Source organism: Streptomyces rimosus (assembly GCF_008704655.1).
GTDB lineage: Bacteria > Actinomycetota > Actinomycetes > Streptomycetales > Streptomycetaceae > Streptomyces > Streptomyces rimosus.
Map to the genome: position 1 here is coordinate 2,491,896 of NZ_CP023688.1, position 25,754 is coordinate 2,517,649.

At 71.8% G+C, this 25,754-nt stretch carries 18 protein-coding genes; 6 read left to right on the forward strand and 12 right to left on the reverse strand.

Going from position 1 to position 25,754, the window contains the following annotated elements:
* Nucleotides 1-10 precede the first annotated feature (10 nt).
* Both CP984_RS10025 and abc-f read right to left on the reverse strand, forming a co-directional pair.
* Nucleotides 11-670 (reverse strand): histidine phosphatase family protein, encoded by a 660-nt coding sequence (locus tag CP984_RS10025; protein ID WP_003983947.1) that lies wholly within the window; start codon nucleotides 668-670, stop codon nucleotides 11-13.
* 111 nt (nucleotides 671-781) lie between these two features.
* On the reverse strand, nucleotides 782-2,401 hold the full coding sequence (gene abc-f / locus CP984_RS10030; protein WP_003983946.1) for a ribosomal protection-like ABC-F family protein: 1,620 nt from the start codon (nucleotides 2,399-2,401) through the stop codon (nucleotides 782-784).
* 106 nt (nucleotides 2,402-2,507) lie between these two features.
* On the opposite strand from abc-f, the gene CP984_RS10035 reads away from it, so the two are divergent.
* Complete coding sequence (locus tag CP984_RS10035; RefSeq protein WP_003983945.1) at nucleotides 2,508-3,194, forward strand: TetR/AcrR family transcriptional regulator; 687 nt, start codon at nucleotides 2,508-2,510, stop codon at nucleotides 3,192-3,194.
* Nucleotides 3,195-3,371: 177 nt separating this feature from the next.
* Here CP984_RS10035 and CP984_RS10040 read toward each other — a convergent pair whose 3' ends face one another.
* Together CP984_RS10040 and CP984_RS10045 are read right to left on the reverse strand one after the other, a co-directional pair.
* Entirely contained in the window at nucleotides 3,372-3,977 is a 606-nt protein-coding gene (locus tag CP984_RS10040) for a YdbC family protein (protein ID WP_003983944.1), read from the reverse strand.
* Nucleotides 3,978-4,045: 68 nt separating this feature from the next.
* Nucleotides 4,046-5,485, reverse strand: a complete 1,440-nt coding sequence (locus tag CP984_RS10045) for an amidase (RefSeq protein ID WP_003983943.1) — start codon at nucleotides 5,483-5,485, stop codon at nucleotides 4,046-4,048.
* A gap of 160 nt (nucleotides 5,486-5,645) precedes the next feature.
* On the opposite strand from CP984_RS10045, the gene CP984_RS10050 reads away from it, so the two are divergent.
* The 3 genes from CP984_RS10050 (at nucleotide 5,646) to CP984_RS10060 (ending at nucleotide 7,335) form a co-directional block, all read left to right on the forward strand.
* Nucleotides 5,646-6,233: a TetR/AcrR family transcriptional regulator gene (locus tag CP984_RS10050; protein ID WP_003983942.1), complete on the forward strand. Its 588-nt coding sequence runs from the start codon at nucleotides 5,646-5,648 to the stop codon at nucleotides 6,231-6,233.
* A 33-nt stretch (nucleotides 6,234-6,266) separates the two neighbouring features.
* Nucleotides 6,267-6,671 carry a VOC family protein gene (locus tag CP984_RS10055; RefSeq protein WP_003983941.1) on the forward strand — a complete coding sequence of 135 codons (405 nt, stop codon included), beginning with the start codon at nucleotides 6,267-6,269 and terminating at the stop codon, nucleotides 6,669-6,671.
* Between the two features lie 142 nt (nucleotides 6,672-6,813).
* Nucleotides 6,814-7,335, forward strand: coding sequence for a TerD family protein (locus CP984_RS10060; RefSeq protein ID WP_003983940.1), 522 nt, complete (start codon nucleotides 6,814-6,816; stop codon nucleotides 7,333-7,335).
* Nucleotides 7,336-7,477: 142 nt separating this feature from the next.
* Here CP984_RS10060 and CP984_RS10065 read toward each other — a convergent pair whose 3' ends face one another.
* Nucleotides 7,478-10,354, reverse strand: a complete 2,877-nt coding sequence (locus CP984_RS10065; RefSeq protein ID WP_003983939.1) for a vitamin B12-dependent ribonucleotide reductase — start codon at nucleotides 10,352-10,354, stop codon at nucleotides 7,478-7,480.
* Nucleotides 10,355-10,474: 120 nt separating this feature from the next.
* Nucleotides 10,475-11,005 (reverse strand): transcriptional regulator NrdR, encoded by a 531-nt coding sequence (gene nrdR / locus CP984_RS10070; protein WP_030185117.1) that lies wholly within the window; start codon nucleotides 11,003-11,005, stop codon nucleotides 10,475-10,477.
* Nucleotides 11,006-11,547: 542 nt separating this feature from the next.
* On the opposite strand from nrdR, the gene lexA reads away from it, so the two are divergent.
* A complete protein-coding gene (lexA, locus tag CP984_RS10075) occupies nucleotides 11,548-12,336 on the forward strand; it encodes a transcriptional repressor LexA (RefSeq protein ID WP_003983937.1) in 789 nt (262 codons plus the stop codon).
* A gap of 65 nt (nucleotides 12,337-12,401) precedes the next feature.
* Here the strand turns inward: lexA and CP984_RS10080 are convergent, their stop codons facing one another.
* The 5 genes from CP984_RS10080 to CP984_RS10105 form a co-directional block, all read right to left on the reverse strand.
* Complete coding sequence (locus CP984_RS10080) at nucleotides 12,402-14,375, reverse strand: ATP-dependent DNA helicase (RefSeq protein ID WP_003983936.1); 1,974 nt, start codon at nucleotides 14,373-14,375, stop codon at nucleotides 12,402-12,404.
* 41 nt (nucleotides 14,376-14,416) lie between these two features.
* Nucleotides 14,417-16,792, reverse strand: a complete 2,376-nt coding sequence (locus CP984_RS10085) for an IucA/IucC family protein (RefSeq protein WP_409350681.1) — start codon at nucleotides 16,790-16,792, stop codon at nucleotides 14,417-14,419.
* Between the two features lie 349 nt (nucleotides 16,793-17,141).
* Nucleotides 17,142-17,891, reverse strand: coding sequence for a GNAT family N-acetyltransferase (locus tag CP984_RS10095; protein WP_003983931.1), 750 nt, complete (start codon nucleotides 17,889-17,891; stop codon nucleotides 17,142-17,144).
* Between the two features lie 89 nt (nucleotides 17,892-17,980).
* Nucleotides 17,981-20,143: an IucA/IucC family protein gene (locus tag CP984_RS10100; protein ID WP_003983930.1), complete on the reverse strand. Its 2,163-nt coding sequence runs from the start codon at nucleotides 20,141-20,143 to the stop codon at nucleotides 17,981-17,983.
* A gap of 592 nt (nucleotides 20,144-20,735) precedes the next feature.
* Nucleotides 20,736-22,181: a diaminobutyrate--2-oxoglutarate transaminase family protein gene (locus CP984_RS10105; protein WP_003983928.1), complete on the reverse strand. Its 1,446-nt coding sequence runs from the start codon at nucleotides 22,179-22,181 to the stop codon at nucleotides 20,736-20,738.
* A 607-nt stretch (nucleotides 22,182-22,788) separates the two neighbouring features.
* Between CP984_RS10105 and CP984_RS10110 the strand changes: the two genes are divergently transcribed.
* Nucleotides 22,789-23,976, forward strand: coding sequence for a trypsin-like serine peptidase (locus CP984_RS10110; protein WP_003983927.1), 1,188 nt, complete (start codon nucleotides 22,789-22,791; stop codon nucleotides 23,974-23,976).
* Nucleotides 23,977-24,186: 210 nt separating this feature from the next.
* On the opposite strand, the gene hflX is transcribed toward CP984_RS10110, so the two are convergent.
* Nucleotides 24,187-25,674 (reverse strand): GTPase HflX, encoded by a 1,488-nt coding sequence (hflX, locus tag CP984_RS10115; RefSeq protein ID WP_003983926.1) that lies wholly within the window; start codon nucleotides 25,672-25,674, stop codon nucleotides 24,187-24,189.
* Nucleotides 25,675-25,754 lie beyond the last annotated feature (80 nt).

Consider the following 25,754-nt stretch of genomic DNA (forward strand, 5'->3'; position numbering starts at 1 on the left):
GGTGTGCACTCTAACCGGTGATGCCGTACGACTCCGGTTCACACCAGCGCTCGAACGGCCGGTCCAGTGCGTATCGGCCGTCCGGGCCCAGGAGGAGCGAGCGCCACTCGGCGTTCCCCGGATTGGTCAGGGACTCGAACTCCGCCACGGTCCAGTGGAACCACCGCATACAGAAGAGCCGCATGGTCAGACCGTGCGTGACGATCAGAACGTTCGGCGGGTGGTCCGGGTCCTCGAAGCTGCGCCACAGGCTCTCCAGGAACGCGCCGACGCGGTCGTACACATCGGCGCCGGACTCGCCCTGCGCGAAGCGGTAGAAGAAGTGGCCATAGGCGTCGCGGTACACCTTCTGCAGGCGTACGTCCTCGCGGTCCTGCCAGTTCCCCCAGTCCTGCTCGCGCAGCCGCGGCTCCTCGCGGACCCGGACCCGGTCCATGTCGAGCCCGAGCGCCTGGAAGGTCTGGTGCGTGCGGCGGTACGGCGACACATACGCGGAGATCCGCTCGTCACCGAACATCGCCCGCAACGATTCCCCGGCCTGTTCGGCCTGCCGCAGCCCGTTCTTCGTCAGGCTCAGCGCATGATCGGGCTCCCGCTCGTAGACGGTGTCGTCGGTGTTCCCCTCCGATTCTCCGTGGCGGATGAGGATGATGCGTCGGGGCCGTGCCATGCCGCCACCCTAAAACGGTTGCCCTGTACATGCCTCATGCCCCGGCCCGAGCTGCCGTCGGCGCGTGGGCACGTGGGCACGCCCCAGTGATCACCTATCGCTCCAGCTCCGTCACCCCCTGCCCTCCGTCACCCGCCCAGACCGCACCTCGCAGCGTCGGCCGTCGAAACGGCGGTCGAGCAGTCGGTCGTGTGAGACGACGACCAGAGCGCCGGGCCAGGCGGCGAGTGCGGTGTCCAGTTCTTCGACGAGAGGGAGCGAGAGGTGATTGGCCGGCTCGTCCAGGAGCAGGAGGTCGGCGGGGCGGGCCAGCAGGCGGGCCAGGGCCAGTCGGCGTCGCTGGCCCGCCGAGAGGGAGCCCACCGGTACCTGGAGATCACTCTCCCGGAACAGGCCGAACGAGAGCAGAAGTTCGGCCAGCTCCTCCGGATCTCCGGACAGGCCCCGGCCGAAGGCCGACAGCAGCCGTTCCTGCGGGCGGGACACCGGTATCTCCTGGGCCAGGTAGCCGATGCGTCCACGGCGTACGACCGTGCCCGCGTCGGGCTGCTGCACGCCTGCCATGAGCCGCAGCAGCGTGCTCTTGCCTGCTCCGTTGGCGCCGTGGATCAGCAGCCGCTCCCCCGCGGCGACGGAGAGCGCGTCCACGGCCAAGCGGTCCCCCACCCGTACACCGGTCAGCTCGATCAGCGTGCCCTCGGTGTCACCGGCGGTCGGACCGGCCTGGAAGCGGAGCGGCTCCGGCGGTCGAGGGACCGGGGTGGCGTGGAGCCGCCGCAATCGCTCCTGCGCGTTGCGCACCCGGCCGGCCACCGACGCCTGGACCCGCCCTCCGGCGCGGTCGTACGCCATCTTGTTGTTGTCCTTGATGGGCCGCCCTTGGGCGACGCTGCGGGCGGCACCATCTGCGAACTCGGTGAGCCGCCGGGTCTCGGCGCACCAGTGCTCGTACTCCTGCTCCCAGCGCCGGCGGGCCGCGGCCTTGGCGGCGACGAAGGTGCCGTACCCGCCGCCGTACCGGACGGCGGTCCTGCGGTCGGCGTCCACCTCTACGATCGTCTCGGCCACGCGCTGCAGGAAGAGACGGTCGTGCGACACCGCGAGGACCGTGCCACGGTGGGCCATCAGCGCGGACTCCAGCCAGTCCAGTGCCTCCGCGTCGAGGTGGTTGGTCGGTTCGTCGAGCAGCATCACCTCGGGTGACGCGGCTATCAGGCAGGCGATGCCCAGCCTTGCCTGCTCCCCGCCGGACAGGCTGCCGAACGGGCGGTCCCGCTCCACGTGCCCCAGTCCCACGCCGTACAGCGCCTTGTCGACGCGGACGTCCGCTTCGTACCCGCCGCGGAGTTCGTAGACGCCGAGCAGTCGACCGTATTCCTCCAGGTCGCCCGGTCTCCCGTCGCCGAGCCGCGCCTCCAGCGCACGCAGTCGGCGCTCCATCTCGCGCAGCTCCGCGAGGGCGGCGTCCACCGCTTGCCGGACCGTGCGGTCGCCCGGCAGGTCGGGGACCTGGCCAAGGTGGCCGACGCCTCCGTCGGCGGTGAGGACGACTCGGCCTTCGTCCGGCCGCTCCAGCCCCGCGACGACGCGCAGCAGCGTCGACTTGCCCGCGCCGTTCTCCCCCACGATCCCAACCCGGTCGCCGGGGCGTATCGAGAGGGAGACGCCGTCCAGCAGGAGCCGGTCACCGTAGGACTTGGACACCTCGTGGAGCGAAATCTGCGTGGTCATGAGCACCCCCGGCGCCGCGGCACCACACCGCGGACTCAAACGCTACGCTTGTTGCGTTACGCCGATGATGACACACGCCGCCGCACTAACGCAACGGGAGTAGCACTTGTCCGAGGGAAACGCACCGGAGGCCCCCGCACCGAGCCCCGGCACCCGCCGTCCGGGCGGGCGCACCGCCCGCACTCGCGCCGCCGTGCGCGACGCCGTGCTGGCGGGCCTGACCGAACACGGCTATCCCGGCCTGACCGTCGAATACGTCGCGGAGCACTCGGGCGTGCACAAGACCACGCTCTATCGCCGGTGGGGCGACCTCGAAGGGCTGCTGGCCGACACTCTCGACCTGGCCGGCGAGGACACCTGGACGCCGCCCGACACCGGCTCCCTCGCGGGCGATCTGCGCGCGCTCGCCCGCGAGGTCGTGGATGCGTTCACCGATCCGGTCACGGCGGCCTCCGGATCCGCGATCATCGCGGCCGCTTTCCAGTCGCAGCGGGCCGCGGACGCGCTGCACGCCTACTACGCGGAACGTTTCCGGCGCTGCGAGCCCATGGTCCAGCGTGCCGTCGAGCGCGGCGAGCTACTGGCCCAAGAGGACGGCATCGACGCCGGAGCGCTCGCGCGGGCCGCGTGCGCCCCGCTCTTCCTGCGGCTCTTCATCACGCGCGAGCCGGTGGACACGCACACCGCCGACCAGAGCGCCGCAGCGGCCCTCGCAGCCGCACAGGCCGGAGTGTTCACCCCAGCGGGCGCCGGGTCGGGAACCGGAACCGGCGCGCCCACCCCTCCCAAGTAACGGCGCAGGAGCCAGCGGCACAGGGGCCGGCGCCGTCCACCCACACGGCACACCCGCCCCGACCCCTCACCGCCTGGCGCGGCCCTCAACCGGCGGGCGGTGCCACGGACGCCCCCGCCCCACAGCCGCTCCCGCCTGATCTCCCCCACTCACCACAACAAGGCACCCGCGGCGCCCTCACACCGTCCAAGCAGGCTCAAGATCCGCCACGTCGCCCGTCACAGCCCGCACATCGGCCTCCGTCTGCGCCCGGAACCCCAGCCGCTCGACGCGCTCCGGGCGGTACTTTCCCCGTTCGGCCGCCGACTCCCACATCGACAGGATCAGGAACTCCTCCCCCGGCGCGCGCCCCATCAGGCCGCGCAGCATGCCCGGGGAGCCGGCCATGGCCGGATTCCACACCTTCTCCTGCATCAGCATGAAGTGCTCGACCCGGTCGGCCCGCACCTGGCAGTGCGCTATGCGCAGGACGTCGGCGTCCGTGAAGACGGGCCGGAAGCCCACCTTCACATCGAGTTCGTACTCGAACAGGCGCACCCGGGAGTCCTTGAACGTGCCCACCTGCGCCGCCGCCAGCCGGTCGTGCGAGCGCGCCATGAAGGAGTCGTAGAACGCCCGGCTCTCCCAGAAGGCGACCAGATGCGCGACCGACGGACGTGTTCGACTCCATCCGCCGCCCTGGCCCCGGAAACCCGGTTCACCGAGCAGCCCCGCCCATTTCCGCTGCCCCCGTTCGAACCCCCGGCGGTCCACGACCGTGCATCTAATCCACTTGACCAGCACCGCGCCATCGTACGGCCCGGGCAGGCCCGGCATCACCGCGCGTCACGCACCCGCCACACCGAACTTCCCTACGGTCGCGGGTCGATCGGGGTGAACACTCCGCACCGCCGTTCGATCGCTTCGGCCGCCTCCAGGCACAGGTCCTCCCGATAGGCGCGCCCGATGAGCTGCACGCCGTACGGGAGGCCCCGTACGACCCCGGTCGGTACGGCCACCGCCGGTACGCCCACGAAGCTGGTGGCCGTACACAGGCGCATCGCCCGCTGGACGCGCGCGTGCGACTCCCGGTCCCGGATCTCCAGGTCCGGCTCGAAGGGCGGCTCGGTGAAGACCGGGGCCAGCAACAACGGGTAGGTGTCCAGGAATTCGGCCCATGCCCTTTGGATGCCGAGTCGCGCGCTCGTCAGCCGCAGGTACGCGGGCACGTCCGGGGGTACGGCGCCCTGACCCTCCATCGACATCTCGATGTAGCGATGTCCGCCCTCGCCCAGGAGGGTCCGCATCACCGGCCAGGTGGGGGCGAATTCGGCCATGGTCATACGGCCGTACACCTCCAGCGCTTCGTCCAGGCGCGGTACGTCCGGAACCTCGCACACCTTGTGGCCCGCGTCGCGCAGCGCGTCCGCCGCGTCCTCGACGGCCTGGCGCACCAGGGGGTGCACTCCCTTGCCGCCCGGGTCGATGACCATCGCGATCTTCAGGGGCCGCGGTACCGGCTCGCCATACAGAGGGGCCGGTACGGCCCGCGGGTCACGGGGGTCGGTGCCCGCCAGCGCCTCGTACACGAGACGGAGGTCGCCGACCGTACGGGCCAGCGGTCCGTCGACCACCAGTACCTGACCGGCCAGCGCCGGATCCTCCGCGCCGAGACGGTGGTCGGCGGGGAAGCGCCCGTACGTGGGCTTCAGGCCCGCCACGCCGCAGAAGGACGCGGGGATGCGCACCGACCCGCCGGAGTCGTTGCCGAGCCCGATCGCGGCCATCCCGCCGGCCACCGCGGCGCCGTCGCCCCCACTGGTGCCGCCCGGCGTCACCTCCGGCGACCAGGGGTTGCGGGTGTCGCCGTACAGCTCACTGCGGGTGTGGACGCCCGCGAGAACGAGGGTGGGCATGTTGCTGTGCCCGATCGGGACGGCACCGGCGGCACGCAACCGCGCCACCGGGGGCGCATCGGAGTGCGCGATGTTGTGACGGAAGCGCTCGGCGCCGAACGTGGTCGGCACGCCCTCCACGGCGGTGGTCTCCTTGACCGTGAAGGGCACCCCGGCGAGCGGCCCCGGGTCCTGGCCCGCGGCGCGCCGCCGGTCCACCTCGGCCGCGTCCGCGCGCGCCCGGTCGGCGAAGAGCTGGGTGACGGCGTTGACGACCGGATTGACCTCGGCGATGCGCTCCAGGTGGCGTTCCACCAGTTCCACGGCGGTCACCTCGCCGCTCCGTACGGCCGCCGCCTGCGCTCCGGCGGACATCTTCCACAGTGCCTGCTCCGCTTCCACCACCTGCTCCTTCACCCTCGTTCCCCTTCGCCTTCGCTGCACCCGGGTATCCGGACACCCCGTCCCCGATGGACGAGCGCGCACACGCAGCGTCGCCCCACACCCGTTCCGATGCAAGCGCATCGCATCGTACCCTTGTCACGATACGCACGCATCGCCATACCGGGAGCGCCCCATGCCCAAGCAGGTGGACCACGAGAGCCGCCGCCGCCAGATCGCCGACGCCGTCTGTCACCTCGCCGACGAACACGGCCTGGAAGGCGTCACCCTGCGGGACGTGGCGGCGCGTGCCGAGGTGTCCATGGGGGCGGTCCAGCGCTGCTTCCGCACCAAGGAGGAGATGCTGGTCTTCGCGCTCGGCCACATCGGGGCGCGGATCTCGGCGCGGGTGGCGGCGCGGCTCACCGAGTCACCGGCGCAGTCGGCCCGTAGCGCGCTGGGGCACGCGACCACCGAGATCTCCCTGCTGCGCCCCGAGCACCGCGCCGAGGCGCGCGTCTGGCTCGCCTTCGTCGCACAGGCCGCGGTCAGCCCGCCGCTCGCCGAGATCCTGCGGGGCAACTACGCCGACCTGCACGGCCTGTTCACGCGCCTGATCACCGAGGCCACCGGGAGCCCGCACGCGGAGCGTGAGGCGCGTACCCTGCTCGCCCTCACCGACGGCCTGACGACCCACGTCCTGATCGGCCACCTCTCCCCCGACACGGCGCTGGACACCCTGGACAGCCACCTGACGCGCCTTTGGGGCGACGAGGCCGCCTGACCGCCGGCCCGCCCCGGGGTTAATCTGCGGATCATGGACGCTCTCTATCCGCGCCTCCTGGTGGAGGACTTCGAAACCGCCGCCCGCTTCTGGGAAGGCGCCCTGCGCGACCTCCTGGGCATCGAGCCCGTCAAGGTCCTCCCGCAGGCCGGGTACGCCAATTGGGACCTCGACGGGCAGGCCGTTCTGGTCCTCTTCTCGCGTGCGGCCATGGCACGGGCGGTCGGTACGGACGCGCTGCCGCCCCGCCCCGCGGCCCAGGACACGTCCATGCTGGTGCTGCGCGTTCCCGTGGTGGACGACGCGGCCCGGCGGCTCGCCGCCCATGGCGCCGACATCGTGGCGGCCCCACAGGACCGCCCCGACTGGGGGCCGAATCTCCGTACCGCCCATCTGCGTGCCCCCGACGGGACGTTGGTGGAACTCCAGTCGTACTGATTACGTCGGAGTGGCAGTACGCGTACCAGTCCTGCCGACCGGGACGGCGTCGCCCCGACCCCCGGGGCAGGGCTTGCGGAGCGTGACACGATGGTGGTCCGCCTTGCACAGCCCGTGAGTTGCAACACCGGAAGGGATCTCTGTGAGCAGCCTCAACAAAGGGATCGGCAAAGTCGAAGTGACCCTCAAGTGGGACCCCAGCCCCGCGGGCACTTCAGCGCATGACCTGGACCTCATCGCCGCGACCTACACGAAGGACGCCCCGCACGGCGCACCGGACTACCTGGTGCACTTCGACAGCCGTTCCCCCGACGGCACCATCACCCTCAGCAGGGACAGCCGGACCGGACTGGGTCTCGGCACCGACGAGGCGATGGTGCTGGAACTGAACCGGCTGGCCGAGCGGTACGGCCGGGTCGTGGTCGGGGTGGCCATTCAGCAGCGCGGCGGACGCAAGACGTTCGGCGACATCGCGAATACCACGGTTCGCGTCAACGAGGGATACGACGAATTGGCCGTGGACGACTTCTCGGCGGTCGCCGGCGCGACCGCGGCGGTGATAGCGGAATTCGACCGCGACGCGTCGGGAGAATGGCGGTTCCACCCGAACGTACGGGGCTTCGACGCCGACCCGGAAACCTTCGTGACCGTCATGGGCAACTGACGGTGCAACAGGGCGGGGGAAATGCCGTAAGAGCATTCCCGGTGCGGTATTTTCCCGCCCCCCACGAACGGATGAGGCGGGGCCGACATGTCGGCCCCGCCTCCTTTCAGCTTTTCGTTCCGCGCCTATTCAGCGCCGGAGATCAGCTGCAACCGCTGGTCGAACCGCAGCCCTCGCACAGGTAGCAGCTGCCCGCGCGCTGCATCTTCGTACCGCAGGAGAAGCACAGCGGAGCGTCGGCGTTGATGCCGAGCTGCATCTCCACCAGTTCCGCGTTGGTGTGCGCCTGCTTGGGGGCCGGGGCCGCGGTCTCCTTGACGATCTCGGCCGTCGAGGCGGGGGCCTCCTTCACCGACTCCTGGCGCGGGGCCGACTGGGCCAGGCCCTCGACGTCCAGCTCGTCGTCGGTGGGCTCGTACGAACCGGTCTCCAGGTGACGCTGGCGCTCCTCGACGGAGTGGATGCCCAGTGCCGAGCGGGTCTCGAAGGGCAGGAAGTCCAGCGCCAGGCGGCGGAAGATGTAGTCGACGATCGACTGCGCCATCCGCACGTCCGGGTCGTCCGTCATGCCGGCCGGCTCGAAGCGCATGTTGGTGAACTTCGAGACGTACGTCTCCAGCGGCACGCCGTACTGGAGGCCCACCGAGACGGCGATGGAGAAGGCGTCCATCATGCCCGCGAGGGTCGAACCCTGCTTGGACATCTTCAGGAAGACCTCGCCCAGACCGTCGTCCGGGTAGGAGTTGGCGGTCATGTAGCCCTCGGCGCCGCCCACCGTGAAGGAGGTGGTGATGCCGGGACGGCCCTTGGGCAGGCGCTTGCGGACCGGGCGGTACTCGACGACCTTCTCGGTCGGCTTCTCCTCGGCCTTCTTCTCCTCCTCCTTCTTCTTGGCGGAGAGCGGCTGGCCGACCTTGCAGTTGTCGCGGTAGATCGCCAGGGCCTTCAGGCCGAGCTTCCAGCCCTCGAAGTAGACCTCCTCGACCTCCTCGACGGTGGCCGACTCGGGGAGGTTGACGGTCTTGGAGATCGCGCCGGACAGGAACGGCTGGGCCGCCGCCATCATCCGCACGTGGCCCATGGCCGAGATGGAGCGCTCGCCCATGGCGCAGTCGAAGACCTCGTAGTGGGCGGGGTCCAGACCGGGGGCGTCGATCACGTTGCCGTGCTCGGCGATGTGGGCGACGATCGCCTCGACCTGCTCCGGCTGGTAGCCGAGCCGCTTGAGCGCCTTGGGGACCGTGTTGTTCACGATCTGCATGGAGCCGCCGCCGACCAGCTTCTTGAACTTGACCAGGGCCAGGTCCGGCTCGACGCCCGTGGTGTCGCAGTCCATCATCAGGCCGATGGTGCCGGTCGGCGCGAGCACCGACGCCTGCGCGTTGCGGAAGCCGTTCTTCTCGCCGAGGCGGATGACGTCCTGCCACGCCTCGGTGGCCGCAGCCCAGACCGGGGTGTCCAGGTCGTCCATGCGCTTGGCGGCGCCGTTGGCGTCCGAGTGCTGCTTCATGACGCGCTTGTGGGCGTCGGCGTTGCGGGCGTAGCCGTCGTACGGGCCGACGACCGCGGCCAGCTCGGCGGAGCGCCGGTAGGAGGTGCCGGTCATCAGGGAGGTGATGGCACCGGCGAGGGCGCGGCCGCCGTCCGAGTCGTACGCGTGGCCGGTGGCCATCAGCAGGGCGCCGAGGTTGGCGTAGCCGATGCCCAGCTGGCGGAAGGCGCGGGTGGTCTCACCGATCTTCTCGGTCGGGAAGTCCGCGAAGCAGATGGAGATGTCCATCGCGGTGATGACCAGCTCGACGACCTTCGCGAAGCGCTCGGCGTCGAACGACTGGTTGCCCTTGTCGTCGTCGCGCAGGAACTTCATCAGGTTCAGCGACGCCAGGTTGCACGAGGAGTTGTCCAGGTGCATGTACTCGCTGCACGGGTTCGAGGCGGTGATCCGGCCCGACTCCGGCGAGGTGTGCCAGTGGTTGATGGTGTCGTCGTACTGGATGCCGGGGTCGGCGCACGCCCAGGCGGCCTCCGCCATCTTGCGGAACAGGCCCTTGGCGTCGACCTCCTCGATGACCTCGCCGTTCAGCCGGCCGCGCAGGCCGAACTTGGAGCCGGTCTCGACGGCCTTCATGAACTCGTCGTTGACGCGGACCGAGTTGTTGGCGTTCTGGTACTGGACGGACGTGATGTCGTCGCCGCCCAGGTCCATGTCGAAGCCCGCGTCGCGCAGCGCGCGGACCTTCTCCTCCTCCTTCACCTTGGTGTCGATGAAGGCCTCGACGTCCGGGTGGTCCACGTCCAGGACGACCATCTTGGCGGCGCGGCGGGTGGCGCCGCCCGACTTGATCGTTCCGGCGGACGCGTCGGCGCCGCGCATGAAGGAGACCGGACCCGAGGCGTTGCCGCCGGAGGACAGCAGTTCCTTGGAGGAGCGGATGCGGGAGAGGTTCAGGCCGGCACCGGAGCCGCCCTTGAAGATCATCCCCTCTTCCTTGTACCAGTCCAGGATCGAGTCCATGGAGTCGTCGACGGAGAGGATGAAGCACGCGCTGACCTGCTGCGGCTGCTTCGTGCCGACGTTGAACCACACCGGGGAGTTGAAGCTGAAGACCTGGTGGAGCAGCGCGTACGCCAGCTCGTGCTCGAAGATCTCGGCGTCCGCGGGGGAGGCGAAGTAGCCGTTCTCCTCGCCGGCCTTCGTGTACGTCTTGACGACCCGGTCGATGAGCTGCTTCAGGCTCGACTCCCGGGTGTCGGAGCCCACCGCGCCGCGGAAATACTTGCTCGTGACGATGTTGACCGCGTTCACCGACCAGAACTCGGGGAACTCGACGCCACGCTGCTCGAAGTTGATCGAGCCGTCGCGCCAGTTGGTCATGACGACGTCACGGCGCTCCCACGTCACCTCGTCGTACGGATGCACGCCGGGGGTGGTGTGGATGCGCTCGATGCGCAGACCCTTGCTCGCCTTGCTGCCCTTGGCGCGGGAGCCTCGTGCCGGGCCGCTCGTCGTCTCTGTCATTCCGCCTCCCTGTACGGGCAAACGCCCATATGTGCGCACTTTCTTCCCGTGGCACGGTGTGTTCTGTCTGGAACCAGGGCGTCTGCACGTTGCCCTGGTCAGGTCTGTGGTGCGCCGATCTCAGTCGGCGGCGGTGGCGGGCACCGGGACCGCCGGCTGCCCGGCGCCCCCTTCGCACCCGCGCTCCCGCGCGGGCGGCTGCTGCTCGCGCTGCTCCCGCAGCTCGGCGATGGCCGCCTCGAAGTCCTCCAGCGAGTCGAAGGCCCGGTAGACGCTCGCGAAGCGCAGATACGCGACGAGGTCGAGCTCCTGCAGCGGGCCCAGTATGGCCAGCCCCACGTCGTGGGTGGACAGCTCGGCGCTGCCGGTGGCGCGCACCGCCTCCTCGACCCGCTGTCCCAGCTTGGCGAGGGCGTCCTCGGTGACCGGCCGGCCCTGGCACGCCTTGCGCACACCGGCGATGACCTTGTTGCGGCTGAAGGGTTCGGTGACCCCGCTCCGCTTGATCACCATCAGTGACGCGGTCTCGATGGTCGTGAAGCGGCGGGAGCAGTCCGGGCACTGGCGGCGTCGGCGGATCGAGGTGCCGTCGTCGGTGGTGCGGCTGTCGACCACTCGGCTGTCGGGGTGCCTGCAGAAGGGGCAATGCATGAATTCACCCTCCTCACCCTCGAAAATTACGGTCGTACGCCCATGGTCCCGGCGTACGGCTGATGACCTCCGGTGGCCCTCACGGGCCCCTCGGAGCAGCCCCAAGCATAGGCGATCCCCGGAGCCCCGACAGACACCGGCACCACAACTTGTAGGCGGTTGTAGTCATCAAAGCACTAGATGTGGTGTCCGGAGGTCATCGACACCCCAGGCGTGTCGCGGTGGGGCGGAGACTCGGCGGCCGCTCGCGGGACCGCCGTCGAGCGTACGGGACGCGACCCGGGGGCAGCCGGGGCGGGGCGGGGATGACAGAATCGGGCAGGTCGCGGCGCCCGCCCGCACCCCGCGGGCCGGTACGCGCGCCCGGCTACACGCTCGGGGCGAAGGCTACCGGAATGACCCGAATTGCCTTTCGGCTATACACCTAAGCCCGTGATCAGGTCAGCTAATCCTGAAATTTTCACTCGAACGTGTGTTTGGCGCAACCTTTCGAAAGCAACTACCGTTGGCTAACTAGGGAGCACATTCCGAGAGGGGCCGACGTGACCACCACCGCAGACAGCGCCACCATCACCGCCCAGAGTCACTCCCAGAGCCGATTCGAGCCGACCCGGAAACCGCCGATGGACGACGCAATGAACCCCGAGGGGCAGAAGCCGGCCCGCTCACTGCCCGGCCGTCCTCCAGGCATCCGCGCCGACAGTTCGGGACTCACCGACCGACAGCGCAGGGTCATCGAAGTCATCCGGGATTCCGTCCAGCGCCGCGGCTATCCGCCGTCCATGCGCGAGATCGGTCAGGCGGTCGGGCTGTCCAGCACCTCGTCCGTCGCCCATCAGCTCATGGCGCTGGAGCGCAAGGGCTTCCTGCGCCGCGACCCGCACCGCCCCAGGGCGTACGAGGTCCGCGGCTCCGACCAGCCCAGCAACGCCCCCACCGACACCACGGGCAAGCCCGCGGCGTCCTACGTCCCGCTCGTCGGCCGGATCGCCGCCGGCGGTCCCATCCTCGCCGAGGAGTCCGTCGAGGACGTCTTCCCGCTGCCCCGGCAGCTGGTCGGCGACGGCGAGCTCTTCGTGCTGAAGGTCGTCGGTGACTCCATGGTGGAGGCCGCGATCTGCGACGGCGACTGGGTCACGGTGCGTCGCCAGCCGGTCGCGGAGAACGGCGACATCGTGGCCGCCATGCTGGACGGCGAGGCGACGGTCAAGCGCTTCAAGCGCGAGGACGGCCACGTCTGGCTGCTACCGCACAACGCCGCGTACCAGCCCATCCCCGGTGACGAGGCCACCATCCTCGGCAAGGTGGTGGCGGTGCTGCGGCGCGTCTGACCCACCCCACGACCGAACCCCGGGACCACTGCGCCGGTCCCGGGGTTTGGGGTGTTCCGGGGTCGTTACGCCCCTTCCGCCGCCTTGGCGGCCGCGTCGATGGCGGCCAGGGAGCGGCGGACCTGGTTGCGGTCGGTGGTGTACCAGAACTCGGGCATGGACTTGCGCAGGAACGAGCCGTAGCGGGCGCGCTCCACCCGGGGATCCAGGACGGCGACGACACCGCGGTCGCCCGTGGCCCGTACGAGGCGGCCCGCTCCCTGGGCCATCAGCAGGGCGGCGTGGGTCGCCGCGACCGCCATGAAGCCGTTGCCGCCGGCTTCCTCCACGGCCTTCTGGCGGGCGCTCATCAGGGGGTCGTCGGGGCGCGGGAACGGCACCCGGTCCATGACCACCAGCTGGCAGTTCGGGCCCGGCACATCGACGCCCTGCCACAGGGACAGCGTTCCGAACAGGCACGTACGGGCGTCCGCCGCGAAGGTGCGGATCAGCTCGCCGAGGGTCTCCTCGCCCTGGAGGAGGATCGGCATGTCCAGGCGCCCCCGCAGGTTCTCGGCGGCGGCCTGGGCCGCGCGCATGGAGGAGAACAGGCCGAGGGTGCGGCCGCCCGCGGCCTCGATCAGTTCGGCCAGCTCGTCGAGCATGTCCGTACGGCTGCCCTCGCGGCCGGGCTGGGCGAGGTGCTTGGCCACGTACAGGATGCCCTGCTTGCCGTAGTCGAACGGGGAGCCGACGTCCAGGCCCTTCCACCGCGGGACGTCCTCGCCCTCCGTGCCCTCCGGGGCGAGGCCCAGGGAGGCGCCGACGCCGTTGAAGTCCCCGCCCAGCTTGAGGGTGGCGGACGTGAGGACGACGGAGCGGTCCGCGAAAAGCTTCTCGCGCAACAGGCCGGAGACGGACAGCGGCGCGACGCGCAGGGAGGCGCCGAAGCGGTCGTGGCGCTCGTACCAGACGACGTCGTACTCGGAGCCGTTGGCGATGCGCTCGGCGACCGCGTGGACGCTCTCCACGGAGGCGAGGGCCTGCTTGCGGACGGCGTCCTCGTCCTGGACGGACTTGTCGCGCGTCGTGCCGAGGGCGGAGATCACCGTACGCGCGGCGTCACGCAGCGCCATCAGGCAGTAGCCGAGGTCCTCGGGGATCTCTTCGAGGCGGCCGGGCAGGGCCAGCTCCATCAGCCGCTCGAAGGTCTCCGAGGCAGTCTGGAGCTGGTCGGCGGCCTTCTCGTTGACCAGCTTGGCCGCGCGCTTGACGGCCCGGTTGACCTGGCCGGGAGTGAGCTCACCGGTGGCCACGCCGGTGACGCGGGAGACCAGCTCGTGGGCCTCGTCGACGATCAGTACGTCGTGCTGGGGCAGCACCGGGGCGCCCTCGATGGCGTCGATGGCCAGCAGGGCGTGATTGGTGACGATCACATCGGCGAGCTTGGCGCGCTCGCGGGCGGCCTCGGCGAAGCACTCCGCGCCGTACGCGCACTTCGAGGCGCCCAGGCACTCCCGGGAGGAGACCGAGACCTGGCCCCAGGCGCGGTCCGAGACGCCGGGCGTCAGATCGTCGCGGTCCCCGGTCTCCGTCTCGTCCGCCCAGTCGCGCAGGCGCAGCAGGTCCTTGCCCAGCTTGCTGGTGGGCGTCGCGTGCTCGAAGGGGTCGAAGAGGCCCTCCTCCTCTTCCTGCGGCACCCCCTCGTGCAGGCGGTGGAGGCAGACGTAATTGGAGCGGCCCTTGAGCATGGCGAACTGCGGACGGCGGCGCAGCTGCGGATGCAGGGCCTCGACCGTGCGCGGAAGATCTCGCTCGACCAGCTGGCGCTGGAGCGCGAGGGTGGCCGTGGCCACCACCACGCGGTCGCCGTGGGCCAGCGCCGGCACCAGATAGCCGAGCGACTTTCCGGTGCCGGTGCCGGCCTGTACGAGCAGGTGGGAGCTGTCTTCGACCGCTTCGGCAACCGCTTCGGCCATGGCGACCTGGCCGGGGCGCTCGGTGCCGCCGACAGCGGTGACGGCGGCGTGCAGCAGATCGGGGAGGGAGGGCTTCGTCATAGCGCTGCCACCCTACGCGGGCCCACTGACAATCTGCTCGGTCACGGGTGGTGCAGGGGGTTCGGCACCGTGCCGTGGACAGCGGCGTGCGGGCGCTGCGCACGGTCGCGGTATCCGTCGAGGTGGAGGCGGTTGCGGTTCAGGCACAGCCGGGCGATGCGGGGGGTGAGGAGATCGAAGGTCTCGTGGCGTTTCTTCAGGTGCGGGAAGCGTCCCTGGTGGCGCAGGATCTCCGCCCGTACGAGGGACCAGAACTCGGCCTCCGGTACCGCGAGTTGCTGCTCGCACAGGGGCGCCAGGTAGCGGAAGACCCCCACGAAGAGCCCGGAATGGATGAACTGGGTGAGGAAGTCGGGCGGTTCGGTGAGCAGCACCGCGCGCACGTCCGCGGGCATGGTGGCGTGTTCGGGCAGCGCTTCGGCGCTGGTGTTGACGTCGTCCACGAAGTCCTTGACCGCGAGGCGGGTGGGGATGTCGTGCTGGTCGAAGACGACGATGGCGTTCTCGCCGTGCGGGGAGAAGACCGTGCCGTACTGGTAGAGGAAGTGCAGCAGCGGCGGCAGCAGGGCGGCGAAGAGATGGCGCAGCCAGACGCGGGGGGCCAGGCCGGAGCGGCGCACCAGCTCCGCCGTTAAGGCGCGCCCGTGCGGGTCGGTCTGCAGGAGCGCGGCCAGGGTGCGGGCCCGCTCCCCCGGGTCCAGGTGGCGGCTGACCGGCTCGCGCCAGATGCAGCCCAGCAGTTCCTTGTACTGGTACGGGACGCCGGGCAGCCGGTCGTACAGGGGGTGTTCGACGGTGACGGACGCGGTCTCGCCGAGCAGGATCACCCGGGTCTCGTCGCGCAGGTACGGGTCGGCGTCGCGCAGTCCCTGGACCCAGGCGGTGACGGCGGGGGCCGCGATGGTGCGCTCGGTCGGCAGGCCGCGCCAGACCAGGGTGTTGAGGACGGAGAGCGGCAGTTTGACCGTGCGGGCCCGGGGGCGGCTGGTGTTGAGGAAGGTGCGGATGGACTGCTGCGGCAGGCGCAGGTCGTTGTCAGTGGTGAGTGGGACGATGGATTTGTCGGCGAGTTGGGGGGCGAAGAGGGGCGCGATGGTCTCGTCCCACTGCCAGGGGTGGACGGGGAGGTAGAGGTAGTCGACGGGGTCGAGGCCCTGGGCGGAGAGGGTGCCGGCGAAGGCGGCGCGGATTTCGGGGGTGAGTTCATCGGCGTAGAGACGATCGGGCGTGGCCAGGGCGGGGACGCCCCGGTAGACGGCCAGCCGGCGGTGTGCGGCGATCCAGGGCAGCCGCTGCGGGGTGCGGGCCTCGGGTGACCAGAGGGCGGCATCGGCCGCCGAGAAACCCAGCCGCCCCTTGTTGGCGACGAGCCAGGGGTGGCCGGTCTGGTGGCCTTCGAGAGCGGCGTAGTCGAGGTCGGCGAGCTGCGCGGCGCTCAGGGCCGTGGCGTCGAGGCGGGTGTCAGCGGCAAGAGTGGCGGTCAGCTCGCGGATGAGGTGACCGGTGGTGTCGCCGGACAGGCCCAGGACGGTGTCGTGGGCATGGAAGAGGAAGTGAAGGGGGTCGCCAGTGGGGGTGATGGAGTCGGGATCGACGCGCCAGTGCCCATACGCACCGCGCCAGGCCCGGAAGCGGTAGGTGACGTCGTCGGTCAGACGCAGGCGGTAGGCGCGGGAACCGTCGGTGGTGCGGGCGTGCGGGGGGCGCGGGGCGCTTGGGGTTGCGGGGATGGCGGTGGCGGGGCGGGCGTCGGCGCCGGGGTGGGGGGTCGTGGCCGGGGGGTCGTTGTGGGTGCGGCTGGGGGTGGTGGGCTGGGCGGGGTTGGTGCCGTCGTGGGGGCTGGGGGCGGCTTCGGGGGCGGGGCGTTCGTGGGTGTCGGCCGGGGTTCCGGGGGTGGTGGTGCCGGAGTGGGCCTCGGCACCGGGGCGAGAGGCCGTGGTCGGGTGGTCGTCGCGGAAACGGTTGGTGCCGGTGGTCGCGGTGGGGTTGCTGCCCTCGTGGGGGCTGGAGGCGGCTTCTGGCTCGTGGCCATCCCGGGGGCCGGGAGCGGCTTCGGGGTTGTGACCGTCGCGGGGGCCGGGGGCCGCTCCGGGTTCCTGGTCGCGACGTACGCCGGGGGCGGCTTCGGGATTGTGGCCGTCGCGGGGGCCGCTGGCGGCTCCGGGTTCCTGGCCGTCACGTGGACCGGGGACGGCCCCGGGCTCGTGGCCGTCGCGGGGGCCGGGAGCGCCTCCCGGCTCATGACCGTCCCGGGCACCGGGGACGGCCGGGGTGCGGGGAACGGCCTCGGGTTTGAGTTCCGGCTCGGGTTCCGGCTCGGGGTCCGGCTCCGGCTCGGGGTCCGGTTCGGGGCCGGGGTCCGGTTCGGGGGTGATGATCTCTTCGTATGCGAATTCCGCCAGGGTCTTGGCTAGCAGCCGACGGGCGGCCCGCTGCCAGGCCCGGCCGCTGTCGCTCGTGTCGTCGGTGGGGGCGCCGGTGGCCGGGAAGGCGTGGTTGGGGGTGGCGATGCCGTTGGCGTGCGGCGCGGCGTCGCCGGGGCCGGACGCGGGGCTATGGAGAGGTTCGGAGGAAGGTCGCAAGGCGGGACTCCTGGGGACGAGACCTGAGCTACATGGACAGTGCCTTGGGAAGGGGGACCAGGTGCGAAGGCGCGGGAGGAGTGTGCGGGGCGGTCGGTGGGACGGCGCGGGCCGGTGGGAGTGACGGGCAGGCCGGAGCCACCGGCGCGTGGGCGACGGCGGCGGGCGCGGGCGAGGGGCGTGGTCACAGGAGGTGGCGGTGGGCGCGGTCGCGGACCATGAGGGCGGCGCGTTTGGCGGGCAGGTCGAGCTCGTCGGCGTAGCGGAACCCGGCACCGAGGAAGGCGGCGACGGACGGGACGTTGCGCAGGTCGGGTTCGGCGATGACCCGGCCGCACTGCGGGCGGTGGTCCAGGACGAGGTCGGCGGTGGCACGCAGCAGCGCGGTGCCGATGCCGCGGCCCCGGTCGGCGACACCGCCGATCAGCAGGTGCAGGCCCGTGTCGTGCGGCCGCGCCGGGTAGTAGCGGGCGAGCGGGTCCAGGTCGGCGCGGTAGATCTCCCAGTAACTCATGGGCACGCCGCCCAGTACGCCCAGGCAGGGCACGCTGCGCCCGTCGCCGTCGAGCTGGGCGCGCAGGTGGGCGGCGGTGATCTCCTCGGGCCCGGCCAGTTCCCAGAAGGCCGCGACGGCCGGGTCGTTCATCCAGGCGGAGATCAGCGGCAGATCGCGCTCGATGCGTACGGGCACGAGCTGGAACGGCCCCGCGGCGGTGGAGGCCGGGCCCCAGTCGGCGATGTGGTCGAGCAGCAGGCCGCCACGCGAGCCGTCGGCCGGGTCGGCGGACAGCGGCGCGTCGCTGAACAGCGCGGTGATGTCGGGGGGCAGGTGCAGGTCGAGGGTGTCGTCGAGCGCGTCGTCCGGAGGGCCTTCGGGAGGGTGGTCGAAGGCTTTCTCGGACTCGGGATCGATGCCGGATTCGGTGGGGGGCACGGCGGCGCTCTCTCCTTTCCGGGCCTCCTCACGAGGTCACGGGGCGGGCGGGCAGGAATCGGGAGGTGTGGGGTGGGCGGGTGGCGGGGTCAGGGGTGAAGGGGATTGGGGATGGTGACGTAGACGGACTGGGTGTCGACGGGGCCGACGAGTTCGTCCAGGCCGCGCAGCCGGGTCAGCAGGTTGGCCTTGCAGCGCAGGGTGCGGGCTTCCAGGAGCCGGCCGGGCAGGGGTGAGCGGTGTGCCGCGGGCCCGGTGGCGGCGTCGGCGAGGAAGCGCCGGAAGGCGGCGAGGAGAACGTTCTCGGCGGCCAGGCGCTGGGAGCCGAAGGCGCCGATGAGGCCGAGGACGTTGTTGATGCCGAGGTAGTAGGCGAAGCGCTCGTCGGTGACCTCGTCGGAGACGAAGGTGTCGCTGGCGGTGCCGATGCCGGGCAGCTGCCGCTCCAGGTCGCTGCGGCGCGATTCGCGGAAGTAGTAGCCCTGGTTGTCGCGGTAGCGGCCGCCGGCGGGCCAGCCGTAGCGGTCCAGCAGGACGAGGGTGTTCTGCTGGTGGGCTTCGAGGGCGACGCCGGCGGTGCCGTCGAGCCAGAGCACGGGGCGTACCACCGCTTCGAGGTAGCGCAAGAACCACTCGGTGGCGACGGCGCCCGCCGGCCGGCCGGTGCGGGCGGTGAGACCGCCGATGACGTCGGCGAGCCGGGAGCGCAGACCGGTGCGGCCGGCCCAGGGGCGCGGCGAGGTGAGGGCCGCGATGCAGACCGCGTCGTCGGAGTCGGCGAACGGGTTGTGCCGGACGACCACGTCCAGTCCGTGCACCGGCTCGCCGTCGGCGCCGGTGACGCCGAGCCACGCGGGGTCGCGGACGATGTCGAAGCCCGGCGTGCCGGGGAAGGCGGCCCGCCACCGGGCGGCGAGGCCGGTACGGAGCAGCCGGTGCACTTCGACGCCGCGCAGCAGTTCCTTGCGGAGGTTGTCGCGGCGGGAGTTGGTGATGCGCACGCCCAGGGAGAGCTTGAGCATGGCGTCGTGGCCGGGTCGGAAGACGGTGCGGACGGAGGAGGTCGGGTGCCAGGCGGGGCCGCCGGGGCCCAGGTCGCGGAGATGGCCCGAGGCGTACAGAGCTGCGATGTCCGGGCGGTGGCCGAGCTGGTGGGCCTGCCAGGGGTGCATGGGCAGCGGCAGGGTGCCGGCGGGGGCCGGGGGCGCGCCGTCGGCGAGCCGGGCGGCCAGACGTTCGGCGGATACGGTACGGCCGCGTTCGGTCCAGGCCGAGTCGGCGGTGAACACGTCCCGGTGGACGGCCATCCAGTGCAGGCGGAACGCGCCGCGCAGCTCGGGCGAGTAGGCGCGCGTCTCGGCCTCGGTCAGGCCCTCCCGGCTCTTGGGGGTGGGGTGCATGGGGTGGCCGAAGAGCAGGGACTGTTCGGCGGCGAGGAAGCGGGAGCCGCCGGGGTCGTCGGCCGGGGTGGCGCGCCGGTCCGCGAGGAAGGCGGCGGTGTGCCGTACGGAGTCGGCGACGCGGCCGACAAGGTCGGCGCTCTCGCTGTCCGTACCACCGGGCGCGCCGCCGGGGTCCCCGCCCGCGCCGCCGTGTACGGCCTCGCGGCGCAGCAGGGCGGCGAGGGTCACCGCGTCCAGGGGTGCGGCGTCGGCGGGGGCGCCTTCCAGTACGGGGGCGCCGAGGCGGTGCCAGCCGGTGTCCGACCAGTACAGGACCGGGACGTGCAGGGCCGTCGCGCCGGCGGCGAGCGGGATGCGCAACCGGTCGCCGGCCGGGCGGGGCGTGTCGCTCTCGCGGATCCAGCAGCGCAGCAGGTTCTCCGTGCCGGCGGCGTCGGCGGCGACAGCCGGGTCCGCGTGCTCCAGGCGGTCGGGCACGGGCACGTGGACGTGCGCGGGGAACTGCAGGACGGTCTCCTGGAGGGCGGTTTCCTGCGGGGCGGTTTCCTGCGGGGCGGTTTCGTGTCCGGCGGCGGGGCCGGCCGCGGTGTCGGTCTCCTCGTCGGAGTGGACGGTGACGACCCGGGTCGCGCCGAGCGCGTGGCAGTCCTCGTGACCGTGCCGTTCGTGGTGTCCGAGCCGCACCGCGCAGCCGGTGTGGCCGCCGTGCTCGCCGTTCTCCGCGGTGTCGTGGGTCCCGGCACGCCGGTTCTGGCGCGGCACGGCCGGCTCCCGCAGCCGGGCCAGGGGTTCACGGGGCAGACGTCGCTCGTCGGCCGGTGTCCCGTCGGGGCCGGGGCGTTCGTTCATCGGGGTGTGCCTCGCAGGGTCGGCGCGGTCGGCGCGGTCTGGACGGTGGTGGGGCGGCAGGGGGTCGTGGGGCGGCGGAGAGCCGTGGGCCGGTGGCGGCGTACGGGGTGGCGGAGCGCCGTGGGGCGGCGGAGAGCCGTGGGCCGGTGGCGGCGTACGGGGTGGCGGAGCGCCGTGGGGCGGAGCGGCGGGTGGCGGTCAGTCGTACGCCTGGAACGGAACGGCGGGTGGCACGCACTCGTACGCCCGCAGCGGAACGCCGGATGGCCGTCACTCGTGCGCCCGGGGCGGAGCGGCGGACGCCCGTCACTCGTACGCCCGGAGCGCAACGCCGGACGCCCGACACTCGAACGCCCGGAGCGCAACGGCGGGTGGCACGCACTCGTACACCCGGAGCGCAACGCCGGATACCCGACACTCGTACACCCGGAGCAGAACGGCAGACGGCCATCACTCGCACACCCGGAACGCAACGCCGAGCAGCAACCACCCGCACACCCGGAGCAGAATGCCGAGCAGCAAGCACTCACACCCCCGAAGCGCAACGCCGCATGACCACCACCCACACACCCGAAGCAAAGCCGTGCCCCCCTCATGAGGCCCCCTCAAAGGGCGGCGCCTGACTGCCCACCGTCGCGGACGCCACATCCGCGCCCCCTGCACGCCGCGCTCCGCCCTCCCCCGCTCCGCCCGTCCCCGCCCGCACCGCCGTACTCAGCGCGTCGGCGAGGCGGTCGAGGACTGCGTCCGCCTGTTCGTCGGTGAGGGTGAGCGGGGGCAGCAGGCGGATCACCGCGTCGTGGCGGCCGCCGAGTTCGACGATCAGGCCCCGGGCCAGGCACTCCTGCTGGACGGCCGCGGCCAGCGCGGGGGCGGCCGGGCGGGCGCCCGCCGGGTCGGGGGCGGCGTCCGGGTCGACCAGTTCCAGGCCGAGCATCAGGCCGCGGCCGCGTACGTCGCCGACGCAGCCGTGCTCCGCGGCGAGTCCGCCCAGCCGGGACAGCATGCGGGCGCCCAGGTCGGCGGCGCGCCGCGCCAGGTCGTTCTCCCGGACGTACGCCAGGGTGGCGGCGCCCGCCGCCATCGCAAGCTGATTGCCGCGGAAGGTGCCGGCGTGCGCGCCGGGGCGCCAGGCATCCAGTTCCTCGCGGTAGACGATGACCGCGAGCGGCAGGCTGCCGCCGATGGCTTTGGACAGCACGAGCACGTCGGGCACCACGCCACTGTGTTCGATGGCCCAGAAGGCGCCGGTGCGACCGACGCCGGTCTGCACCTCGTCCACGATGAGGGGAATGTCCCGTGCGGCCGTGATCTCGCGCATCCGGCGCAGCCAGCCGTCGGGCGCGGGGATCACCCCGCCCTCGCCCTGGACCGGTTCGAGGATCATTCCGGCCGGCCGGGCGATGCCGCTCTTGTCGTCGTCGAGTACGTTCTCCGTCCAGCGCGCGGCCAGTTCGGCGCCGCGCTCGCCGCCCGTGCCGAAGGGGCAGCGGTAGTCGTACGGATACGGGAGGCGGGTCACGGAGGTGTCCCGCGCGCCCCCTGACGCCGCGAGCGCCCCCGCCGTCATGCCGTGGTAGGCGCCGGTGAAGGCGGCGAGCCCGTCGCGGCCGGTGGCGGTGCGTACGAGTGTGAAGGCGGCCTCGACGGCGTCCGTGCCGGCCGGGCCGCAGAACTGGATGCGGCCGTGCTCGGCCAGTTCGGCGGGCAGGGTGGCGAACAGCTCGGTGACGAAGGCGTCCTTGACCGGGGTCGCCAGGTCGAGGACGTGCAGCGGGGCGCCGGAGTCGAGGACGGCGCGGATGGCCTCCAGGACGACGGGGTGGTTGTGCCCGAGCGCCAGGGTGCCCGCCCCGGAGAGGCAGTCCAGGTAGCGGCGGCCGTCGGCGCCTTCGATGGTCAGCCCGCGGGCGCGCACCGGGACGATGGGCAGCGAGCGCGCGTAGGTACGGGCGGCGGACTCGCGGAGCGACTGCCGCCGCAGGATGCCCTCGTGGGCGGGAGGGGGTGACGTCGGCAGAGGCTGGGTCAAGGCCACGGCGGTTCGGTCCTCCTGCTGCTGAATCTTCTGTTGAACTGCGGGTGGGCCCGCCGCACGCCGACGCCCCCACTGGGCCGTCATCTCGCGCACCGGGCCTGGTCCGTCGTCGGCGGGTGCCGCCGGGCCGGGGCCTCCTGGCGGACCGCTGCCGCCTGCGTCCGGCCACGGCTCAGCCGTCCCCCGTACGTCTCAACGACGCGCCGGGCGGGAGATAACGGCCTGCCCGAAGATCCTTCGCGGACGGCTCCGTGGCGGCGTTCGGACCCGGCGCGGACGGCCCCGGCGCGGCGCACGAACCCGGCGCGGAAGCTCCCGTAAGGCCGTACGGGAAGGACCGCACACCCGCCCCTCGCCCGAAGATCCCCCGGAGATTTCCCGGAGATCCGCCGAAGATCCCCCGATCCGGAACCGGGGACCCGCCCGCCGCCGTCCCCAACGTCACCGGCATAGTGGGGACCTGCCCCGGCTTTCCGGTGCATGACAAAACAGCAGATCCAGGCACGTCCGGAGCAAGACCGGCACAACCGGCCGAGGCGCGGCAGGGCCGCACGGGGCCGGACAGGTCCATCAGGCACGCCTGAACACACCAGGGGGAGTTCAACCCATGCGATCCATACGTCGGCCGGTCCTGGCCGCGGCCGCTCTCACCGCGGTGGTGGCGCTGACCGCCACCGGCTGCGGCCCGGAGGGCAACCAGGCGGACGGCAAGCCCAGCCAGTCCGCGGATCAGGGCAGCGCGGGCGGGGGTGGCTTCACGATCCCCAAGGACATCCAGGACAAGCTGAAGGAACACGGCGTCGACCTGGACAAGTGGAAGAACGGCGAGTGGAAGAACTGGGACAAGGACAAGTGGCTCCGCGAGGCCAGTGAGTTCATCAACCCGATCATCAAGGGTCTGTGGGACCCGGACCGGGCGAGCAAGGCCAAGCCGCCGAAGGAGCCGACGCCCAAGGACATCTCCGGTGACCAGGGGCGGACCGACCCGGAGCCGCGGCCGGTGCAGGCCAAGGCGGTCAAGCCGCCGTTCGGCCGGAACGCGCCCGGCCTCGGCAAGATCTTCTTCGACACGCCCGAGGGCCACGCGGTCTGTTCCGGCGCGGTCGTCAAGGACCCCGCGCACCCGGGCAAGTCGAACCTGGTGTGGACCGCGGGCCACTGTGTGCACGCCGGCAAGAGCGGCGGCTGGTACCGCAACATGATCTTCGCCCCGTCGTTCAACGACAGCGGCAAGCCCGCGGCCCAGTTGGAGCGCGCCACGCGTGAGGAGATGTTCCCCAAGGGTGTGTGGTGGGCGGACGGCGCGTCGACCTCCAACCAGTGGATCAGCCAGGGCGGTCCGCAGGGCAACAGCGTGCCGATGGCGCCGTACGACTTCGCGATCATGCACGTGACGCCGGAGAAGGGCGCGGGCAACAAGTCCCTCGAAGAGGTCGCCGGCGGTGCGTACTCGGTGGACTTCAACGCCTCCGCGATCCCGGACATCTCCAGCATCACCGCGCAGGGCTACCCGGCCGAGGCGCCGTTCGACGGCTCGTCGCTGCAGCAGTGCACCGACAAGCCGGGCCGGCTGTCGCTGGCCGCCCAGAAGCCGACCATGTACCGCATCGGCTGCCTGATGACCGCCGGTTCCTCCGGTGGCCCCTGGTTCGCCAAGGGCTCGGACGGCAAGCCGGTCCTGGTGTCCAACACCTCGATCGGCCCGCGCCCGGCCGGCTGGCTGGCGGGCCCGCACCTCGGCCCCGAGGCCAAGAGCATGTACGGCGCGATGAGCAAGAAGTTCGCGTCGCAGTAGTCGCGACGGACGAGGGCCCGCTCCCGGTTTCCGGGGGCGGGCCCTCGCCCTATGGCCGTACGCGCGGCTCTCTCTTGCGCAGCCGCTTCCCGCACGTACGAAGGCCCGCCCCCATCACAGGGGCGGGCCTTCGTAGTGCCTACGGCATCGTGCTTACGGCGCTGGGCCTACGGCGTCCCGTCGTACGGCACGCCGCCTACGCCCGCCGCGTCACGCAGCCGGTACGTACGGCTGGAACTCGGCGGCCAGTTCCTCGTGGACGCGCGCCTTGAGGACGGTGCCCTCCGCGACGTGTTCCTCGGAGATCACCTCGCCCTCGGCGTGCGCCCGCGAGACCAGCGCGCCCTGGGTGTAGGGCACCAGCGCCTCGATCTCGACCTGCGGACGGGGCAGTTCCTCGTCGATCAGGGCGAGCAGCTCGTCGATGCCCTGGCCCGTACGGGCCGAGACCGCGATGGCGTGCTTCTCGTTGCGCAGCAGCCGCTGGAGGACCAGCGGGTCGGCGGCGTCCGCCTTGTTGACGACCACGATCTCCGGGACGTCGGTGGCGCCGACGTCGCGGATCACCTCGCGCACGGCGGCGAGCTGCTCCTCGGGCACCGGGTGCGAGCCGTCGACCACGTGGAGGATGAGGTCGGAGTCGCCGACCTCCTCCATCGTGGAGCGGAACGCCTCGACGAGGTGGTGGGGCAGGTGGCGGACGAAGCCGACGGTGTCGGCGAGGGTGTAGAGCCGGCCGCTGGGCGTCTCGGCCCGGCGCACGGTCGGGTCCAGGGTGGCGAACAGCGCGTTCTCCACCAGGACTCCGGCCCCGGTCAGGCGGTTGAGCAGGGAGGACTTGCCCGCGTTGGTGTAGCCCGCGATGGCGACCGAGGGGACCTTGTGGCGGCGGCGTTCCTGCCGCTTGATGTCCCGGCCGGTCTTCATCTCCGCGATCTCCCGGCGCATCTTCGCCATCTTCTCGCGGATCCGTCGCCGGTCCGTCTCGATCTTGGTCTCACCGGGACCACGGGTGGCCATGCCGCCGCCCGCAGAGCCGGAGCCACCGCCACCCATCTGCCGGGACAGCGACTGGCCCCAGCCGCGCAGCCTGGGCAGCATGTACTGCATCTGCGCCAGCGAGACCTGCGCCTTGCCCTCCCGGGACTTGGCGTGCTGGGCGAAGATGTCCAGGATCAGGGCCGTACGGTCGACGACCTTGACCTTGACGACGTCTTCGAGGTGGATCAGCTGGCCGGGGCTCAGCTCACCGTCGCAGACCACCGTGTCCGCGCCGGACTCCAGGACGATGTCGCGCAGCTCCAGGGCCTTGCCGGAACCGATGTAGGTGGCCGGGTCGGGCTTGTCGCGGCGCTGGACGACGCCGTCGAGCACCAGCGCGCCCGCCGTCTCGGCCAGCGCGGCCAGCTCGGCGAGGCTGTTCTCGGCGTCCTGCACCGTGCCGGAGGTCCAGACACCGACCAGCACCACGCGCTCCAGGCGGAGCTGGCGGTACTCGACCTCGGTGACGTCCTCGAGCTCGGTGGACAGTCCGGCGACGCGGCGCAGCGCGGCGCGCTCCGTACGGTCGTACTGCTCGCCGTCACGCTCCCCGTCGATCTCGTAACTCCAGGCGACGTCCTCTTCCATCAGGGCGTCGGCCCGGAGGCTCTCGGAGAGGCGCTGCCGGTCCTGTGGAAGGGAAGAAGAGGAGGTCATTTGATCCTTTGCATCGTTGGAACGTCCCGGGGCCGCGCGGCCCCGGAACCTGCGTTCGTGACAACGTCCGGAGGGCCCGG

Coding starts and splice junctions, on each gene's coding strand:
- CP984_RS10065 (WP_003983939.1), bottom strand. CDS start 10,354: ATGACAGAGACGACGAGCGGCCCGGCACGAGGCTCCCGCGCCAAGGGC.
- CP984_RS10110 (WP_003983927.1), top strand. CDS start 22,789: ATGCGATCCATACGTCGGCCGGTCCTGGCCGCGGCCGCTCTCACCGCG.
- CP984_RS10080 (WP_003983936.1), bottom strand. CDS start 14,375: ATGACGAAGCCCTCCCTCCCCGATCTGCTGCACGCCGCCGTCACCGCT.
- CP984_RS10100 (WP_003983930.1), bottom strand. CDS start 20,143: ATGAACGAACGCCCCGGCCCCGACGGGACACCGGCCGACGAGCGACGT.
- nrdR (WP_030185117.1), bottom strand. CDS start 11,005: ATGCATTGCCCCTTCTGCAGGCACCCCGACAGCCGAGTGGTCGACAGC.
- CP984_RS10025 (WP_003983947.1), bottom strand. CDS start 670: ATGGCACGGCCCCGACGCATCATCCTCATCCGCCACGGAGAATCGGAG.
- CP984_RS10050 (WP_003983942.1), top strand. CDS start 5,646: ATGCCCAAGCAGGTGGACCACGAGAGCCGCCGCCGCCAGATCGCCGAC.
- abc-f (WP_003983946.1), bottom strand. CDS start 2,401: ATGACCACGCAGATTTCGCTCCACGAGGTGTCCAAGTCCTACGGTGAC.
- hflX (WP_003983926.1), bottom strand. CDS start 25,674: ATGACCTCCTCTTCTTCCCTTCCACAGGACCGGCAGCGCCTCTCCGAG.
- CP984_RS10055 (WP_003983941.1), top strand. CDS start 6,267: ATGGACGCTCTCTATCCGCGCCTCCTGGTGGAGGACTTCGAAACCGCC.